Annotated in this window: 6 protein-coding genes; 4 read left to right on the top strand and 2 right to left on the bottom strand. The window is 70.9% G+C overall.

Annotation, left to right across the window (positions count from 1 at the left end):
• Positions 1-43: 43 nt before the first annotated feature.
• Positions 44-2,392: a DEAD/DEAH box helicase gene (locus tag CLV56_RS07850; protein WP_039350529.1), complete on the bottom strand. Its 2,349-nt coding sequence runs from the start codon at positions 2,390-2,392 to the stop codon at positions 44-46.
• Positions 2,393-2,500: 108 nt separating this feature from the next.
• Here CLV56_RS07850 and CLV56_RS07845 point away from each other — a divergent pair, with 108 nt between their 5' ends.
• From CLV56_RS07845 to CLV56_RS07835, 3 genes are all read left to right on the top strand, one after another.
• Positions 2,501-2,845, top strand: a complete 345-nt coding sequence (locus tag CLV56_RS07845) for an STAS domain-containing protein (RefSeq protein ID WP_039350531.1) — start codon at positions 2,501-2,503, stop codon at positions 2,843-2,845.
• 145 nt (positions 2,846-2,990) lie between these two features.
• Positions 2,991-5,504: a sodium-translocating pyrophosphatase gene (locus tag CLV56_RS07840; protein ID WP_100414642.1), complete on the top strand. Its 2,514-nt coding sequence runs from the start codon at positions 2,991-2,993 to the stop codon at positions 5,502-5,504.
• 101 nt (positions 5,505-5,605) lie between these two features.
• Positions 5,606-7,075 (top strand): DUF7059 domain-containing protein, encoded by a 1,470-nt coding sequence (locus CLV56_RS07835; RefSeq protein ID WP_039350533.1) that lies wholly within the window; start codon positions 5,606-5,608, stop codon positions 7,073-7,075.
• A gap of 124 nt (positions 7,076-7,199) precedes the next feature.
• Here the strand turns inward: CLV56_RS07835 and CLV56_RS07830 are convergent, their stop codons facing one another.
• Positions 7,200-15,290 (bottom strand): DUF5979 domain-containing protein, encoded by an 8,091-nt coding sequence (locus tag CLV56_RS07830; protein WP_039350536.1) that lies wholly within the window; start codon positions 15,288-15,290, stop codon positions 7,200-7,202.
• Between the two features lie 246 nt (positions 15,291-15,536).
• Here CLV56_RS07830 and topA point away from each other — a divergent pair, with 246 nt between their 5' ends.
• Entirely contained in the window at positions 15,537-18,224 is a 2,688-nt protein-coding gene (gene topA, locus CLV56_RS07825; RefSeq protein ID WP_039350538.1) for a type I DNA topoisomerase, read from the top strand.
• Positions 18,225-18,233: the final 9 nt, after the last annotated feature.

Raw genomic sequence — 18,233 nt, 5'->3', positions numbered from 1 at the left:
ACCGTAACGCCAGGGGACGGGTCAGTGCCGATCGTGCGCGGCGTCAGGCCGCGTCCACGCTCCCGAGCGACGCCTGGGCGAGCACGGCGTCCAGGAGGACGATCGCGCCCGTCTTCGACAGGGGGTGGTTGCCGTTCCCGCACTTCGGTGACTGCACGCACGACGGGCACCCGTCCGGGCACGTGCACGACGCGATGGCCTGCCGGGTCGTCTGGAGCCAGTGATGGACGACGTCGTAGCCGCGGCGGGCGAAGCCGGCGCCGCCGGGCAGGGCGTCGTGGACGAACACGGTGAGCATGCCCGTGTCGGGATGCATCGCCGTCGAGACGCCGCCGATGTCCCACCGGTCGCAGGTGGCGAGCAGGGGGAGAAGTCCGATCGCCGCGTGCTCGGCCGCGTGAGCGGCACCGGGCACGAGCTCGGGTGCCAGACCGGTCGCGGCGACGACATCGCCTGGCAACGTCCACCACACCGCGCTCGTCCGGAGCGTCCGCACCGGCAGGTCGAGCGGCACCTCGCCGAGGACCTCCCCGGAACCCGACCGACGCCTCACGTACGAGACCACCTGCGTCGAGACGTCGACCTCACCGAAGCAGGCCGAGGCGCGGTCCCAGACCGTCTGCTCGTGCTCGGCGACGATCGCGATGTCGGTGACGGTGCGCGCCGACGTCGTGTGGTCGGGCTCGTCGGCGCGGACGAGCGCGACGCCGTCGTGCGGGTCGTAGTGCTCGACGACGAACGACTCGCCGCGGTGCACGTACACGGCGCCGTCGTGGACCTCGCCGTCCGCACGGCCGCCGTCGACCGTCCCGAGGAGCCGACCCGTCTCGGTGTCGACGATCTGCGTGGCCTGGCCTCCGACCGAGCGGATGTCGACGAGGTCCGCCGCCCGGTCGCGTCGCACCCAGAACCAGCCCTGCGCTCGGCGGCGGAGCCAACCGGCGGCCACGAGCGCCTCGACGCCGTCCCGTGCCCCCGGACCGAACAGCTCGAGGTCGCCCTCGGTCAGTGCGGTCTCCTGTGCGGCGGCGGCGAGGTGACCGGCGATCACGTGCGGGTTGGACGGGTCCAGGACCGTCGCCTCGACCGGAGCACCCAGGAGCGCCTCGGGGTGGTGGACGAGGTAGGTGTCGAGCGGGTCGTCCCGTGCGACCAGCACGCCGAGCGCGCTCCCACCACGTCGTCCCGCGCGGCCGAACTGCTGCCGCAGCGCCGCCCTGGTCCCGGGGAACCCGGTCGTGAGCACGGCGTCCAGCCCCGCGATGTCGATCCCCAGCTCGAGAGCGTTGGTGGTGGCCAGTCCCAGCAGGCGGCCCTCGCGCAGGTCGGTCTCGATCGCGCGGCGCTCCTCCGGCAGGTAGCCGCCGCGGTAGGTGCCGACCCGGTCGGCCAGGTCGCCGTGGACCTCGCCGAGCATGGCACGGGCCGCGAGCGCGACCGTCTCGGCGCCCCGCCGTGATCGTACGAAGGCGAGCGTCCGGATCCCGGCAGAGACCAGGTCCGCCAGGAGACCGGCCGACTCGGTCGTCGCAGAACGCCGGACCGGCGCACCGTCGGCGCCACGAGCGTCGATCAGCGGCGGCTCCCACAGGGCGTAGGCGACCTCGCCGCGCGGGGCCGCGTCGTCCACGACCTCGCTCACCTCCAGCCCGGTCAGCAGCGAGGCCGAGCGCGCCGGCTCCGCCGCGGTCGCCGAGGCGAGCACGAACGTCGGATCCGCGCCGTAGGAGGCCGCCAGGCGGCGCAACCGGCGGAGCACGTGGGCGACGTGGGACCCGAACACGCCGCGGTAGTGGTGCGTCTCGTCGACCACCACGTACTGCAGCCCGGCGAGGAACCGCGCCCACCGCGCGTGCGACGGCAGCAGCGTGCGGTGCAGCAGGTCGGGGTTGGTGAGGATCCAGTTCGCGTGGTCGCGCGCCCACTGGCGCTCCTCGCGGCTGTTGTCGCCGTCGACCGCAGCGCTGCGGATCCGGCGGTCGTCTCCGACGAGGGCATCCAGCGCGGCGAGCTGGTCGCGGGCGAGCGCCTTGGTCGGGGCGAGATACAGGACCGACGGCAGCCGCCGCAGGCCGTTCGCGTTGCGCTGCCCCGCGTCGGAGGCCGACCGCAGCGCCGTCACCGCCGGGAGGAGGTACGCCGCCGACTTGCCCGACGCGGTCCCGGTGGCCACGACGACGTGGCGCCCGGCGCGAGCGCGCTCGGCCGCCTCGGCCTGGTGCGCCCACAGCGTGTCCGCGCCGAGCCCGGCGAAGCGTCGCCGCAGGTCGTCGTCGACCCACGCCGGCCACGCGGCGTACGTCGCCTGGCGCGCGTCCTCGCGCTGCAGGTGCAGGAGGCGTCCGTCGGACGCACCGGGCGTCCGTAGCAACGTCTCGACGGGATCGGTCACCCCTGCAGTCTGCCAAGTCCCTCCGACGGGGCGTGCTCACAGTCGATCGGAGCGCCTCGCGGCATGGTTGAATGGCAACGAATCCCGGCCGCTGGAGGAGCGACGAACGTGGACCTCTCGCTCGAGACCCGACGAGTCGGCGACGCGCAGGTCGTTGCGGTCGCCGGCGAGATCGACGTCTACACGGCGCCGCGTCTGCGGGAGGCCCTCGCCGATCTGGTCGAGACGGGCCACCACCGGATCGTCGTGGACGTGGAGAAGGTGGACTTCCTCGACTCCACCGGCCTCGGCGTGCTCGTCGGGGGACTGAAGCGGGTCCGCGCCAACAACGGCAACCTCGCGGTCGTCTGCACCCGCGAGCGGTTGCTGCGGATCTTCGACATCACCGGTCTGGCCAAGGTCTTCGGGATCCACGACAGCGTCGACGCCGCGGTGACGTCGGTCTCGCGCTGATCGCCGCCTCCGCACGCGGCCGGGGACGACGCCGATAGCGCACGTGGTGAGACGACACGCAGCAAACTGTTGTGTTCTCGATCACCTTCCTGGTTGGGTGTTCGAGCACCCTCCACGTCGGGACCCGTGCTGAGGAAGGAACCGGATGCCGTACTCCACCATGGCTGCCGCCGAGGATCTGTCGCTGTCCAGCAGCAACATGACTCTCGTCGGCGTCGTCGCCGCCGTCGCCGTCGTCGCCCTCGTGATGGCCGCCGTCTTCCGCAGGGAAGTGCTGGCCGCTCCCGAGGGCACCCCCCGGATGCAGGAGATCGGGCGAGCCGTCCAGGAAGGGGCCTCGGCCTACCTGACGCGGCAGTTCAGAACGCTCGCCGTGTTCGCGGTGCTGGCGTTCGCGCTGCTCTTCGTCCTCCCCGGCAGCACCGAGGTCCGGGTCGGACGGTCGCTGTTCTTCCTGCTCGGCGCGTTGTTCTCCGCCGCGATCGGCTACCTCGGGATGTGGCTCGCGGTCCGCGCGAACGTCCGGGTCGCTGCGGCCGCCCAGGACGTCGGGCGCGACCCGGCGATGCGGATCGCCTTCCGCACGGGCGGCACCGTCGGGATGTCGACGGTCGGCCTCGGCCTGCTCGGCGCGGCCGTCGTGGTGCTGTTCTACAAGGGCGACGCGCCGTCGGTGCTCGAGGGCTTCGGCTTCGGCGCGGCGCTGCTCGCGATGTTCATGCGGGTCGGCGGCGGCATCTTCACCAAGGCCGCCGACGTCGGCGCCGACCTGGTCGGCAAGGTCGAGCAGGGCATCCCCGAGGACGACCCGCGCAACGCCGCGACGATCGCGGACAACGTCGGCGACAACGTCGGCGACTGCGCCGGCATGGCAGCGGACCTCTTCGAGTCCTACGCCGTGACCCTCGTGGCCGCCCTGATCCTCGGGTCGGTCGCGTTCGGCGAGGACGGCCTCGTCTTCCCGCTGATCGTTCCCGCGATCGGTGCCCTGACCGCGCTGATCGGCGTCTACCTGACGCGTCCCCGCGCCGGCGAGGGCGGGCTCACGACGATCAACCGTGCGTTCTACATCTCGGCCGCGGTCTCCGCCATCGGGTGTGCGATCGCCGCCTTCCTCTACCTGCCGTCGAGCTCGGCGGACCTGGTCGACGCCGGGGGCAGCACGCAGGTCGAGGCTCTGTTCGGCCAGCTCGGTGCGATCGAGCCGCCGGGCGAGTTCAACCCGCAGATCGTCGCGATCGTCGCGGTGCTGATCGGCATCGTCCTCGCCGCGGTGATCCTGGCCCTCACGGGCCACTTCACCGGCACGGAGCACCGCCCGGTCACCGACGTCGCCAAGACCTCGCTGACCGGTCCGGCGACCGTCATCCTGTCGGGCTTCTCGCTGGGTCTGGAGTCGGCCGTCTACACGGCGCTGGTGATCGCGGCTGCTGTGTACGGGGCGTCGCTGCTGGGCGGCGGCGCGGTGCTCGTGTCGCTGTTCGCGATCGCGCTCGCGGGCTGCGGACTGCTGACCACGGTCGGCGTGATCGTCGCGATGGACACCTTCGGGCCGGTCAGTGACAACGCACAGGGCATCGCCGAGATGTCCGGCGAGGTCGACGAGGAGGGCGCGGCCATCCTGACGGAGCTCGACGCCGTCGGCAACACGACCAAGGCGATCACGAAGGGGATCGCGATCGCCACCGCGGTCCTCGCGGCCGCGGCGTTGTTCGGGTCGTTCACCGACACGGTCTCGCGGGCGGCCAACGACATCAGCGGCAACGTCGACGACCTGAGATCCGGCGAGCTGCTCAGCCTGCTCGGTGTCCTGAACGTCGCCGAGCCCGACATCCTGGTCGGCCTGCTGATCGGCGCGGCCGTGGTGTTCCTGTTCTCGGGTCTGGCGGTCAGCGCGGTCGGACGTGCGGCCGGCGCGGTCGTGTTCGAGGTCCGGCGACAGTTCCGTGAGATCCCCGGGATCATGGAGGGCACCGGCCGCCCGGAGTACGGCCGTGTCGTCGACATCTGCACGCGCGACTCGTTGCGAGAGCTGGCGACGCCGGGAGTTCTCGCGATCTTCGCCCCGATCGCGGTGGGCTTCGGGCTCGGAGTGGGACCGCTCGGCGCCTACCTCGCGGGCGCGATCGCCTGCGGTGCCTTGATGGCCGTGATGCTGGCGAACGCCGGCGGCTCGTGGGACAACGCGAAGAAGCTCGTCGAGGACGGCAACCACGGCGGCAAGGGCTCCGTGGCGCACGAGGCGACCGTCATCGGCGACACCGTCGGCGACCCGTTCAAGGACACCGCCGGCCCGGCGATCAACCCGCTGCTCAAGGTGATGAACCTCGTCGCGCTCCTGATCGCACCGGCCGTCGTCTCGACGTCCTTCGGTGATGACGCGAACCCGGCTCTGAGGTACACGATCGCCGGCGTCTCCGTGCTCATCATCGTGGTGGCGATCGTCGTGTCCAAGCAGCGCTCCACGGCGATCGCGGACAACGACGACGACGTCGACCGCGGTGGCGACGGTGACGGTCCCGACCACCACGGTCGTACGCCGTCCGGTGTCGACTACGACGCGACCAGCGACGACGACCGGGAGCCCCGGCGCCACCCGGTCCAGGACCCGCCGCGCTACGACGAGTCGGGGTACGAGGACCCGCGCCCGGTGGAGTAGCCCTCGTCCGCGATGTGGGCGGTTCGGGCCCGAGTCACCGACGTGATTCCAGCCCGAACCGCCCGAATCGTGCTCGGAGTGGACGCCCCTAGGGTGGAGGCATGCTCCGCGACCACGATGCCGCTGCCCTGGCGGAGGCGTTGCGCTCCGCCCCGTACACCGTCGACGCCGTCGCGGCCCTGATCGGACCGGACGCCCACCGGGCCCTGCTGCGCAACGAGACCACGGCCGCCCGGCGCGCCACCGGCGACGGATCTGCGCTGGCGACGCTCACCCGGATGTTCGCGCTCCAGCTGCCCGTCGCTCTGGCCGACGCAGAGCGCGCGCTGCCCGGCCTGGTGGATCCGCTGACGGTCGCCGGTGTCCTGGAGCGCTCGGTCGGCGAGGTCGCGGCGCGGGTGGACCTGCGGGCGTACGGCGACGAGGAGCACGACTGGTGGGTGGTCTGCGACCTCACCCCCGGTCTCGACGGGACGCCGCGGACGGTCGGACCGGAGCACGTGCTGGGGATCAGCGAGGCCTCGACGTCGCTCGCGCAGCTGACCGTGCGGGAGCCGGTCGCTTCCGCCCTGGACCTCGGGGCGGGGTGCGGGGTCCAGTCGCTGCACCTCGCGACCCACGCGCAGCGTGTGGTGGCGACCGACGTCAACCCGCGCGCGCTCTGGATGGCGCGACTGACCGCCCAGATCAACGCCAGTGCGTACGAGGTCCGCGACGGGAGCCTGTTCGAGCCCGTCCGCGGGGAGCGGTTCGACCTGATCGCGACCAACCCGCCGTTCGTGGTGTCGCCGGCGACGGGTGAGCGGCTCGTGTACCGCGACTCGGGTCTGCCCGGCGACGAGGTCGTCCGGCGGATCGTGACCCAGGCGCCGGACCACCTGAATCCCGGAGGCTGGTGCCAGGTCCTCGCGAACTGGGTGCACGACGCCGACCGGCCGTGGACCGAGCGGCTGGCCGACTGGCTCGCGCCGACCGGCTGCGACGCCTGGGTGCTCCAACGCGAGGTCGCGGACCTCCCCACGTACGTCGAGATGTGGCTCGCCGACGCCGGACTGCAGGGCGCTCCCGACTACGTCGAGCGGTACGACACGTGGCTGTCGTGGTTCGACCAGCAGGGCATCGAGGCGATCGGGTTCGGGTGGCTGAGCCTGCGCAACAGCGGTCGTGACGAGCCGGTGCTCCGCCTGGAGGAGTGGCCGTACGAGATCGAGCAGCCGATCGGCCCGCACGTCGCCGCGTGGGGCGCCCGCAGCGACGCGTACGGTGACCTCGGCGACGACGCGCTCCTGGCGACGCACCTCACCCAGGCCGACGGGCTGGTGCAGGAGACCGCGGGCCCGGCCGGCGCCGCGGATCCCGAGGTGATCATCCTGCGGCTCCAGCGTGGCGTACGGCGGGCTCGGCAGGTCGACACCGTGGAGGCCGGCTTGGTCGGCGCGTGCGACGGCGACCTCAGCGTCGGGCAGATCCTCGATGCGCTCGCGACGCTGCTCGAGCAGGATCCGACGCAGGTGCGGGCGCAGACCCTCCCGGCCGTACGCGAGCTCGTCGCCGACGGCTTCCTGCACTAGCGACCACGGGCGTCCCGCACTCCCCGGGCGCGGCCCGGCCCGTACCTGGCTGGGCAGACCCGCACCTGGCTGCGGAAACCTCCCGTGCCGAGTGCGGGACTCCGTAGCCGGCTACGGAGTCTCCTCAGCCCTGCCGCAGACTGCGTCCGAGCCGGACGGCGAGTCCTCCGAGGAGCACCGTCAGCAGACCGAGGAGGCCGAGACCCGGGGTGACCGGGCTGCCGGTCCACGGGAGGTCCTCGTCAGCGCCCCCACCGGCGCCGGTCCCGGGCGGCGGGTCGAACGTGTTCGTCACGGTGACGCGCACGTTGCTCCCGTCGTCGACCGTCACGGTGCCCGGGTCGATCGCGACGGCATCCGCACCGCCGGAACGCGGCTCGGTGACCGTGCACTCGGCTCCGGCGGGTACGTCGTCGACCGCCCAGGTCTCGCCCCCGGCGAGCTCGGTCCGCTCGTCACGGACCTCGTCGGGCGCTGCAGCGTCGAGCGTGCACCGGACCCGCAGGGTGAACGGACCCGCACCCGTGCCGTCGACGACCTTGCGGATCCGCAGACCGCCGGCGCCGTACGTGTTGGTGGCGGTGACCGCGTCGAGCTCGGCGCCGCCGGCCGTCAGCGTGAACGACACGGAGTCGCCGTCGCCCTCGGACTCGGTGCCGCTCTGCGTGACCACCAGGGCGGTCGCCTTCGCGCCACCGTCGTCGGTCTCCGTCACGGTGCAGTCCGATCCGACCGGCAGCCCGTCGAACTCCTGGGACTCGCCCGAGCCCAGCTCGACCTCGGTGTCGAGCACGGTCTGGTCGTTGAACGTGCACAGCGCCGAGAACGTGTACGTCAGGTCGTACGCGATCGGGTCACCGTCGCTGTCGACGGCGCCGCCCGGGTCGACCTGCTTACCGAGCACCAGGCCGGTGTCGTCGAAGGTGTTCGTGATCGTCGCTGTCGTACCGTCGACGGCGACGACGACCTCGCCGTCACCGGTGATGGTGGTCGACGTCGCGCCACCGTCGTCGGTCTCCCTCACGGTGCAGTTCGCGCCGACCGGCATGTCGGCCGTGGTGAAGGAGCCTCCGGCCTCGATCGTCACGTCCAGCGGACCGGGCGCGGCATCCGGGTCGTCCGGGTCGATCACGAGCGGGATGTCGCCGTCCGCGGTCGCGTAGGAGCAGGAGATCTCGGCGTCGAACTCGGCCGGCGCGACGTCGGCCGCGTCGCCGTCGACGACCTTCTCGACCGTCAGCGGCGCGACCTCGAAGGAGTTGATCACCTCGAACCGGGCCGTCACGTTGTTCCGGACCGTCACGGTGTCGGGCACGATCAGGACCGTCGGCGGATCCTCGAGGTCCTCGCCCAGCTCCTCGGTGATCGTGCACTCGGCACCGACCGGCAGACCGGTCCACTCCCCGATCGGGTCGTCGGCCGGCACGACCTCACGGATCGGACCGCCGGGGATGTCGGCGTCGGGGATCGGCGTGGGCGTGCCGTCGATGTCACGGGTGCAGGAGAGGTCGAAGATGTAGGTCACCTGGAGCGCATCCTCGAGGGCCTGGCCGTCGAGGCCCGCGACGACCTTGCGGACGTCGATGGTGCCGGTCTCGAAGGTGTTCGTCACGGTCACCTCGGCCGGATCGTCGACGTCGTCGTTGCCGACCGTGACCGGGTTCGGCGCGATCGAGGAGGTCGTGGCGCCGCCGGTCGCGGTCTCGGCGAACGAGCACTCGGCGCCCGTCGGGAGATTCTCGACCGACCACTCCAGATCGTCCGGCGCGGTGAACACCTCGGAGTCCTCGTACACGGGGTCGGGTGACGTCCCCGCGAGCTCGCACGTCATCTCGACCTCGAAGGGCGCCGTCGCCCAGTCGTCGGCTCCATCGCCCTCGACAGCCTTCACGACGTCGACCGAGCCGACGGTGTAGCTGTTCGTGTAGGCGACGGCGTTGACGTGCTCGTCGCCGTCGTCGGGGTCCAGGACGAAGTCGACCGTGGTGCCGTCGATCTCGTCGGCGTCGACCCCGGACTGCGTCAGCTGGATCGACGTCTCCGCCGCTCCACCGGTGCCCGTCTCGGTCACGGAGCACTCCGAGGCGGCAGGCAGGTCGTCGAACGTCATCTCCTCGCCGTCGCCGAGGCTGAAGCTCTGCTCCGCGTCGGGGATCATCTCGGTTCCGTTGAACGTGCACGACGCGGTGAAGTCGTAGTCGGTGTCGTACGTGATCGGCTCGCCGTCCTGGTCCTCGGCGCCACCGGTGTCCACGGTCTTGCTCACCGAGAAGCCGGCCAGCTCGTACGTGTTCGTCGCGGTGATAGCGAGCGGAGGGATCGGGTCCGGCCACGCCTTGTACAGGATGTCACCGCGGTCGGCGAAGTCCCGCGTGGCCTCGACCTCGCCGGAGGCGGGATCGACCCCGGCCGGGTCCCAGGTGACCGTCGCCCCCTGCGGCGCGGGCTCCTCGGTCGCGGTGCACTCGGCGCCCCACGGGATGGTGAGGTTGCCGCTCGCGTTCACGGTGATCGGCAGGTTGGTCGACGGGACGGTGACGAGGCTGCCGTCAGCGCCGTCGGCGTCGACGATCGAGACCTCCTCCGGTCCCGACGTGCACGACAGCCGCATCGTGTACGACGGCGGGATCGCCGTCGGCGGGAAGCCGTCCGGCACGTCGACGATCTTCTGCAGGTCGAGCTGGCCCGTGGCCGTCGCGACCCCGACCTTCCGCGGCTCGATCACCGCGGTCGGGTTCTGCACGTCCGAGCCGTCGGTGGCTCGGGCGCCTGCGGCGATCGAGTTCCACGCGACGGGCGTCGGCGCCACGAAGCCCGGCTCTTCCGGCGTCCAGGGAGTCTGCGTCTCGTAGGTGAAGGTCTTGGTCTGGAGCGGCAGGAGACCGTTCTCCGGGCCTGGGTTCTCCGAGTAGTCGACGATCCCCTTGACGGCACGCGCCTGGGCGAGCTCGGCGGCGGTCGTCGCCGAGGTGATCCGGATCCAGTCGCGGCTCTCGACGTCGTCGTAGCAGTCGGGGTAGTTCGCCTCGCTCCAGTCCGGATCCGTCTCGCTGAGGATGTCGGCTTCGTTGCAGGCGACGTCCGGCACCGTCGTCATGTAATAGAACGTCTCGAACTCGTCGTCGAGATCGACCGGCTCGCCGTCCGAGGTGAAGTTCCCGAGCAGGGTCGGGGTGAACTCCGAGTCGCGGTCCGTCGGCAGGATCACGCCGGTGTCGCCCGGCGTCGGGAGGACGTCGATGCCCGCGACGATCCCGGCGATCGTGTTGCCCGAGTTCGTGAACCGCGTCGCCCACCGCTCGGTCCCGCCCGGTCGCGTGATCGGAACGCAGGGGTAGGTGTAGAAGCCGTCGGGGGCGTTCGGGGACTCGCAGGAGTTGAGTGACGACGCGCCACTGACCAGGATGCCGAGATCGTCGTAGTTCTGATCGCCGGGTGCGGCGTCGGGCAGGCCCGCGCCGACGCCCCTGACCGCCTTCGCCACACGGATCGGGGATGCCGGAAGCGGCTCGGTCACCGTGATCGAGGAGCAGCTGTCGACCAGCTCGGAGGTCCGGTCGATCGTCTGGTTGCGGGTCGACTCGCAGACGTCGTACGTACGGTCGTCGCTGACCGTCACGCGGTTGCGGACCTGCGTCCCCGGGTTGAGCCCCGGCTGGTAGACGAGCGGCGTGCCGATCGTCAGCACGTCCCCGGGCTCGAGGACGAAGCCGTCCGGCGGGGTGATGGTCAGGACGCCGGTCTCCTCGTCGAGGTCGGCCGTGAAGCCGTCCGTGGGCTTCGGCGTGCCGTCCGCGCCGACCAGGGTGAAGGTGTACTCGACCTCGGGGTTCCCCTCGTCGTCGACCGGGAGGACGAGCATCGCGCCGTCTTCGTTCGTCTGGATCTGGTCGGTGATGGTGACGCCGGTCTGCGGCCACGATCCGGTGTTGGTGATGGTGATCGTGTAGGGGATCGGGGTGTCGGGGAGGTAGAGCGGCGGGTCGTCGTCGCCGCGACCCGGCGACTTCACGATCGAGACCTCGTTGGTCAGGTGACGCAGGAGCGTCGAGTCGGTGTCGGAGTCGGACGCGGTGTACTCCTGTCCGCCCGCCTCGTTGAACGCGCCCGTCGCGTCGACGTCGACCGTGTCGGTGGTCCGGCCCTGCTCGTCCTCACCCGGCGCCGTCTCCATCCCGGGCAGCGTCGACGGGACCGGCACCGTGTCGTCCTCGCCGTTCGGCCCGATGATCAGGGTGTCGCGCCGGGTCGCGGTGAAGGCGACCGGGACGACCGGCGTCGATGACCGCTCCCAGCCGGTGTTGTCGGCGTTGCGGAACGAGAACCGCAGCCCGCGCACCTGTGCTGCCGAGACGCCGTCGGGGAGCACGGGAAGGATGTCGCCGGTCACCTCGGTCCACTCGCCCTCGGCCCAGCATCCGGTCAGGTCCTCCGACCCGTTGCACAGGGCAACAGGACTGCCGCCCGCGTCGAGCTCGTAGGTGATGCCCACCAGCGCGTCCGTCTTGATCTGCGCGATCGGGTCCTGGCGTGTGGTCGGCTCGAAGGAGGTGAAGTCGAACGCGTTCCAGAACGTCTCCGCCGTGTCGCTGATCGTCAGCTCGCGGGTGCGGACGTTCCCGGTCGGCTGACCCTCGAGGGTGATCGTGTAGACGTCGCTCTCGTCCTCGTACCGCTCCGCCGGAGCGATCGTCTTCTCGGCCTGGACGCCGTAGGTCGCCTGCTCGATGACGATCTGGGCGGGGGAGGTCGCCGTGGCGTCGTCCTCCGGACTGCTCACGTCGCTCTGGGCACGGTTGATCGCCGTGTCGCCTTCCTCGATCGGCGCGCCGCTGGTGCGGTAGGTGGGGCGGAGACGCAGGCTCAGCTCGACCACCGACGTGGCATCGGGCTCGATCGCGACCAGCGTGCCGTCCGGGCTGTGGTGGAGGACGCTGATCCCGGTCACCGTCGCCAGGCTTCCCTCACTGCGCGCGAGGGCCTCGTCGATCGTGATGGGAGCGTCCACCGTGCCGGTCTGATGGGTGAGCACGACCTCCGTCAACGCTGGATCCGCGCCCGCAGGCACGCTGATCGAGACGATGTCCTGGAGGTTGAACATCTCGAACACGTTCGTCGGCGGGGTCCCGTCGACCGGATCCGTGACCGTGAGGTCGGAGACGAGGGCCGGGGTCGTGTTCGTCGCGGTCAGCGTCACCAGCGTGAGCGGGAAGTCCTGGATGCTCGTCCCACCGCCGGCCGGGGGAAGGCCGATGGAGTCGGCGTCGAACGTCTTGGTGATCGTGGTGTTGACGTTCTCGTCCGTGATCGTGATCAGTGCGTCGTCGGTCGACGGGTCGTAGTCGTCGGGCGTCAGGCTGGCGGTGTTGTCGACCAGGCCGGCCGTCCCGGTGTTGTAGGTGTAGTCGTGCTCCGTGCCGAGGACCGGCTGGGACGGGTCGGAGCGGAGCGTCTGGCGGATCTGGAAGGTGAGGTCGACCGGCCGGCTCGCGGCGTTCGACAGAGCGACACCGCTCCCGACCGGCGGGTCGGTCGCCGGGTTGGTGATCCGGTCGCCGCGGGTCGGGCTCTCCTCGAAGGTCAGGCGGACCCCGATCGTGGAGGCCTGCTGGTCGGCGTCGAGGGTGTAGCCGGGGAAGGTCCCGTCGCAGCCGGCGCCGTCGGCGCCGCAGACGTCCGTGGTGATGTCGACCCAGCCCGACCCGTCGTACAGCTCGACGGCCGTGACGGCGTCGAAGGTCATGAGCGGATCGCTGCTCGCGTCGATCGGCTGGATCTCGACCAGGTCGAAGGCGTCGAAGACGCTGGTGGAGACGTCGGCCAGCTCACCGGCGCTCGCGGGGTCGGCGACCACCGCCTGCTCGATCGGGAAACCTCCGGTGCCCCACAGGACGCGGGCGGCCCGCTGGTCGTCGGTCAGCGCGGGCACCGTAACGGCGTCGCTCGGGTTGCCGGAGTCGGGATCGAGCCACGTCTTGTCGAGCAGGTCCGTGCCGGGGCCTCCGTCGACGGGGTACACGTCGATGGTGTCGTCATCGTCGTCGTAGACCGGGGTGTCCTGCGAGGCGTCGTTGTCGACCTTCGACTGCGCGTCGTTGTCGTACGTGAGGGTGCCCGTCGTGTCGTCGGGGAGAGCGCTGCCCGACCCGTCACGCATCGTGTCGCGCTGGCTGACGGTGAAGTACGGGGTGACCTCGAAGCCGGGCGGCAGGGTCCCGTCGGGGTCGGTCGGTTCCCAGGTCAGTCGGATCCCGGCGATGTCCTCGCGCTCGTCGGCCGTCGGTGTCCAGGTGTACGGCGAGGCGTCGGCGCCGATGTCCGACTCCACCGTCACCCACTCCTGCTCGGAGTCGCTCCAGTACTCCACGGTGAGCGTGGTGTTCGTGGGGATCTCGACCGGTCCGAGCGACGCCAGGTCCATCCGGTTCCAGAAGTCGGTCAGCGTCGGCGGTGCGTCGCTGTCCGGCGGCTGCGGGGACGGGTCGGTGATCTGGAGGTAGTCCGACCCGATCGTCGAGCTGTCGGAGACCCCGGCGTTGAGTGAGATCACCGTCGACGCGCCGGGAACCCCGGGCATCTCGGTCCGGATGATGTCCTTGGTGATGTCGGTCTCGACCTGGAGCGGGAGGACGTTGATCGTCGCCGAGTCGGTGTCGTCGGCCGGCGTGCCGTTCGCGTCGGTGACGGTGGTGCTCGTCGTGTTGGTCGAGGTGTCCGGCCCCGAGCCGTCCGGCAGGGTCTCGACGGTGACGTCGTACGCGATGTTCGCGGTCGCGTTCGCCTGGATCGGTCCGGCGAAGGTGATGGTGAAGCCGGTGACGGTCTTGCCGGCGTCCGGGTCCGGCAGCGTGTTCGGGACGTCGGTCGTCTCGGTCGACGTGGTCCCGTCGTCGTAGGTGTAGACGATCGTCGCCTCGGTGGCGTTCGCGGGCCACTGGATCGAGTCCGGGTCGAACCCCTCGAACGTCACGTTCTGGTCCACGAAGCTCGCGGTGCCGGCTGCCGGGTCCTGGATCACCATCTCCGTGACGGGGATCGACCCGACGGCCGACGTGATCGTCGCGGTGGTCGTCCCACCGGAGGGCACGTTCGTCGGCGTGTAGGTCTTCGTGGTCTCGACCGTCGGGGCCGTCCGGTTGATCACGACGGTCGCGGCGTCCGTGACCGGCACGGACGTGGCGTCGTCCTGGGTCACCAGCGCGGACGTGACGTTGTCGACCGTTGTCGCACCTTCAGGGAGGTCCGCGACGTTCGGACGCGTCTCCGTCGCCAGCACGATCGTGCTCTCGGTGTCCGGTGGGATCGTCGCGCCGTCGTCGCCGATCCACGTGATCCGGAGGCCGTGCACCGCAGTCAGGTCGGGAATGCCCGACAGAAGGGCGTTGGGATCGGTCGGGATGGCCGACGGTGTGCCCTCGTTCCAGGTGCCGTCCTCGCTCTGCCAGTCGACCTGCACCTGGACCGCGCCGTCGGGCGGGGTGAACGAGACGACCCCGGTCACCGCGAGGTACTCGAACGGGTCGTCGGCGCCGTCCGCGGGATCCTGGACGACCAGGGAGTCGACCGACGCGTTCGAGGTGTTCGCGGAGTCGATCGTGATCTCGACCGGCACGCCGGGGACGCCGGGCACCGTGGTGGGATCGATCGTCTTGTCGACCGTCGCGGCGAGCGTCGTCTCGATGTTCAGGGTGACGTCGGCCGAGTCGGAGGCAGGGTCGCCGTTGGACTGCGTGACGTCGGCGGTGTTCGTGACGGTGCCGTCGTAGTCGCCCGAGGCGTCCTCGGGGACCTCCACGTTGACGATGATCGAGATGTCGCTGCCGGCGGTGAGACCGATGACCCCGCCGCCGAGGGTTTCGGTGAAGTCGATCGTGAAGTTGTCGCCGTCCTCCGTGATCTCGGCGTCGCTGGTGCCGCTCACGGTGACCGCCGGGTCACCGGACAGGACGAGCGGCGGAGGGAGGGTGTCGGTGAGCTGCGCATCGTCACAGCCCGGTCCGTCGAGGTTCGAGCACGACACCTCGATCTCGTACTGGAACGTGTCCCCCGGCTCGTACCCGCCGGCCGGCGGCGTGCCGACCACGGACTTGTCCACCGACACGACTCCCGTGCCCTGGGCGAGCGCCGGCGCGAACACCGCGCCGGTCAACGCGAGCGGCAGAGCGATGAGCAGCGCGGCGACGAACGACAGGGCAGCACGAGCTCGGTGGGACACGTAGCCTCCGGGGTCGAAGCGGACGAATCGGCAGGATCCTGCCCCTCAGACTGGCGGTCTCGGAACCTTTCCACAACCTCAACCGTTGACGTCACCACCTGTCCGCTTCTCGCCGGACACCGGGCCCCGTGGTGCACACCGGTGTCCTCCGTTTTTCGCCGAACGCGCTACCGTGGCGCTCGGCTGCCCCGTTCGGGCGCCCGGACGGGCCGTCCCGTCCGACCCACACGCCAGGAGCACACGTCCGTGACCTCTCTCGTCATCGTCGAGTCGCCGAAGAAGATCGCGCAGATCGCCGGCTACCTCGGCAAGGGCTACGTCGTCGAGGCCAGCTTCGGCCACGTCCGCGACCTGCCCAACGGCGCGGCGGAGGTCCCCGCGAAGTACAAGGGGCAGCCCTGGGCGCGGCTGGGTGTGGACGTCGACGGCGACTTCGACCCGGTCTACGTCGTGCCGGCGGACAAGAAGGCCCAGATCACCAAGCTCAAGAAGCTCCTCAAGGAGTCCGACGAGCTCATCCTCGCGACCGATGAGGACCGGGAGGGCGAGGCGATCGCCTGGCACCTCGTCGACGAGCTGAAGCCGAAGGTCCCGGTCCGCCGGATGACCTTCAACGAGATCACCCCGCAGGCCATCGAGGCCGCGATCGCCAACACCCGCGAGATCAACACCGACCTCGTCGACGCCCAGGAGACCCGTCGCATCCTCGACCGTCTGTACGGCTACGAGGTCAGCCCGGTCCTGTGGAAGAAGGTGATGTCGGGTCTCTCGGCAGGGCGCGTGCAGTCGGTCGCGACCCGGCTGGTCGTCGAGCGCGAGCGCGAGCGGATCGCGTTCCGCTCCGCCACGTACGCCGACCTGGACGCCCGGCTCGACGCGGGCGAGGGCAAGGACCCGCAGGTGTTCCCCGCCCGGCTCGTCAACGTCGACGGCGCCCGGGTCGCGCAGGGCCGCGACTTCGACTCCGAGGGGCAGCTCACGGGCAAGCCGCCGGTGATCCACCTCGACGAGGCCCGCGCCGTCGCGCTGGCCGACGGGCTGCGCGACGCGACGTTCACGATCCGCTCGGTCGAGTCGAAGCCCTACACCCGCCGCCCCTACGCCCCGTTCCGGACCGTGACGCTGCAGCAGGAGGCGGGCCGCAAGCTCGGCTGGGGTGCGCAGCGCACGATGCAGGTCGCGCAGCGGCTGTACGAGGGCGGGCACATCACCTACATGCGGACCGACTCGACGACGCTGTCGCAGACCGCGCTGGACGCCGCGCGGGCACAGGTCCGCGAGCTGTACGGGCCGGACTACCTGCCCGAGGCGCCGCGGACGTACGCCTCGAAGGTGAAGAACGCGCAGGAGGCGCACGAGGCGATCCGTCCGGCGGGCGAGACGTTCCGTACGCCCGGCGACACCGGGCTGAGCGGCGACGAGTTCCGGCTGTACGAGCTGGTCTGGATGCGCACGATGGCGTCGCAGATGAAGGACGCCCGCGGCAACACCGTGACCGTGCGGATCGGCGCGACCGCCGGCTCCGGTGAGGAGTGCGAGCTCACGTCGTCCGGACGCACGATCACGTTCTACGGGTTCCTGAAGGCCTACGTGGAGGGCGCGGACGACCCCGAGGCGGAGTCCGACGACAAGCAGACCCGGCTCCCCGACGTCGCGGAGGGGGAGACGGTGACGGCCGCGTCGATCGAGGCGGCCGTCCACGCCACGAAGCCGCCCGCGCGCTACACGGAGCAGACGCTGATCGGCGAGCTCGAGAAGCGCGAGATCGGGCGCCCGTCGACGTACGCCTCCATCATCCAGACGATCCTCAACCGCGGCTACGTCTACAAGAAGGGCAACGCCCTCGTCCCTGCCTGGGTCGCCTTCTCGGCCACGCGGCTGCTCGAGCGTCACTTCGGGCGCCTGGTCGACTACGGCTTCACCGCGATGATGGAGGACGTGCTCGACGAGGTCGCTGCGGGCCGTGAGCGCCGACCTGAGGTGCTGCACAGCTTCTACTACGGCGACAAGACCGAGGACACCGGGCTGAAGAAGCTCGTCGACGGCCTCGGTGACATCGATGCCCGCGAGCTGTCGACGTTCGACCTCGGCGACGGGGTCGCGATCCGGGTGGGGCGGTACGGCCCGTACCTCGAGGGCCCGGACGCCGACGGCGTGGTGCAGCGCGCGAACATCCCCGACGACCTGCCGCCGGACGAGCTGACGATGGACAAGGCCCGCGAGCTGCTCGCGAACCCCGCCGGGCAGGACCGCGAGCTCGGGGTCGACCCGTCGACCGGGCGGACGATCGTCGCGAAGAACGGTCGCTTCGGCCCGTACGTCACCGAGGTGCTGCCCGAGGCGGAGACGCCGGCGAAGAAGGGCGCGAAGAAGGAGAAGCCGAAGACCGGCTCCCTGCTCAAGTCGATGGACCTCGACACCGTCACGATCGACGATGCCCTCAAGCTGTTGTCGTTGCCGCGCGTGGTCGGGGTGGACCCGGAGTCCGGCGACGAGATCACCGCGCAGAACGGCCGGTACGGCCCGTACCTCAAGAAGGGCACGGACTCGCGCTCGCTGGAGACCGAGGAGCAGCTCTTCGACATCACCCTCGAGCAGGCGCTGGCGATCTACGCCCAGCCGAAGCAGCGCGGTCGTCGCCAGGCTGCCGCTCCGCTCAAGGAGCTCGGCAACGATCCGGCCAGCGGGAGCCCGGTCGTGGTCAAGGACGGGCGGTTCGGGCCGTACGTCACCGACGGTGAGTACAACGCGACCCTGCGCAAGGGCGACGAGGTCGAGACCGTGACGCTGGAGCGCGCCGCTGAGCTGCTCGCCGAGAAGCGCGCCAAGGGCCCGGCGAAGAAGTCCACGCGCAAGAAGTCGACGGCGAAGAAGACGCCCGCGAAGAAGACGACGAAGAAGTCGACCGCCAAGAAGACCGCCAAGAAGTCCTGAGCCCGCCCC

This window comes from Mumia flava, assembly GCF_002797495.1.
Classification (GTDB): Bacteria; Actinomycetota; Actinomycetes; order Propionibacteriales; family Nocardioidaceae; genus Mumia; species Mumia flava.
Note: the sequence above shows the minus strand (reverse complement) of the source record. Positions and strands in the feature narration are given on the sequence as shown.

What these genes read in the sequence shown, in the direction of transcription:
- CLV56_RS07840 (WP_100414642.1), top strand. Translation starts at nt 2,991, where the DNA reads ATGCCGTACTCCACCATGGCTGCCGCCGAGGATCTGTCGCTGTCCAGC.
- CLV56_RS07835 (WP_039350533.1), top strand. Translation starts at nt 5,606, where the DNA reads ATGCTCCGCGACCACGATGCCGCTGCCCTGGCGGAGGCGTTGCGCTCC.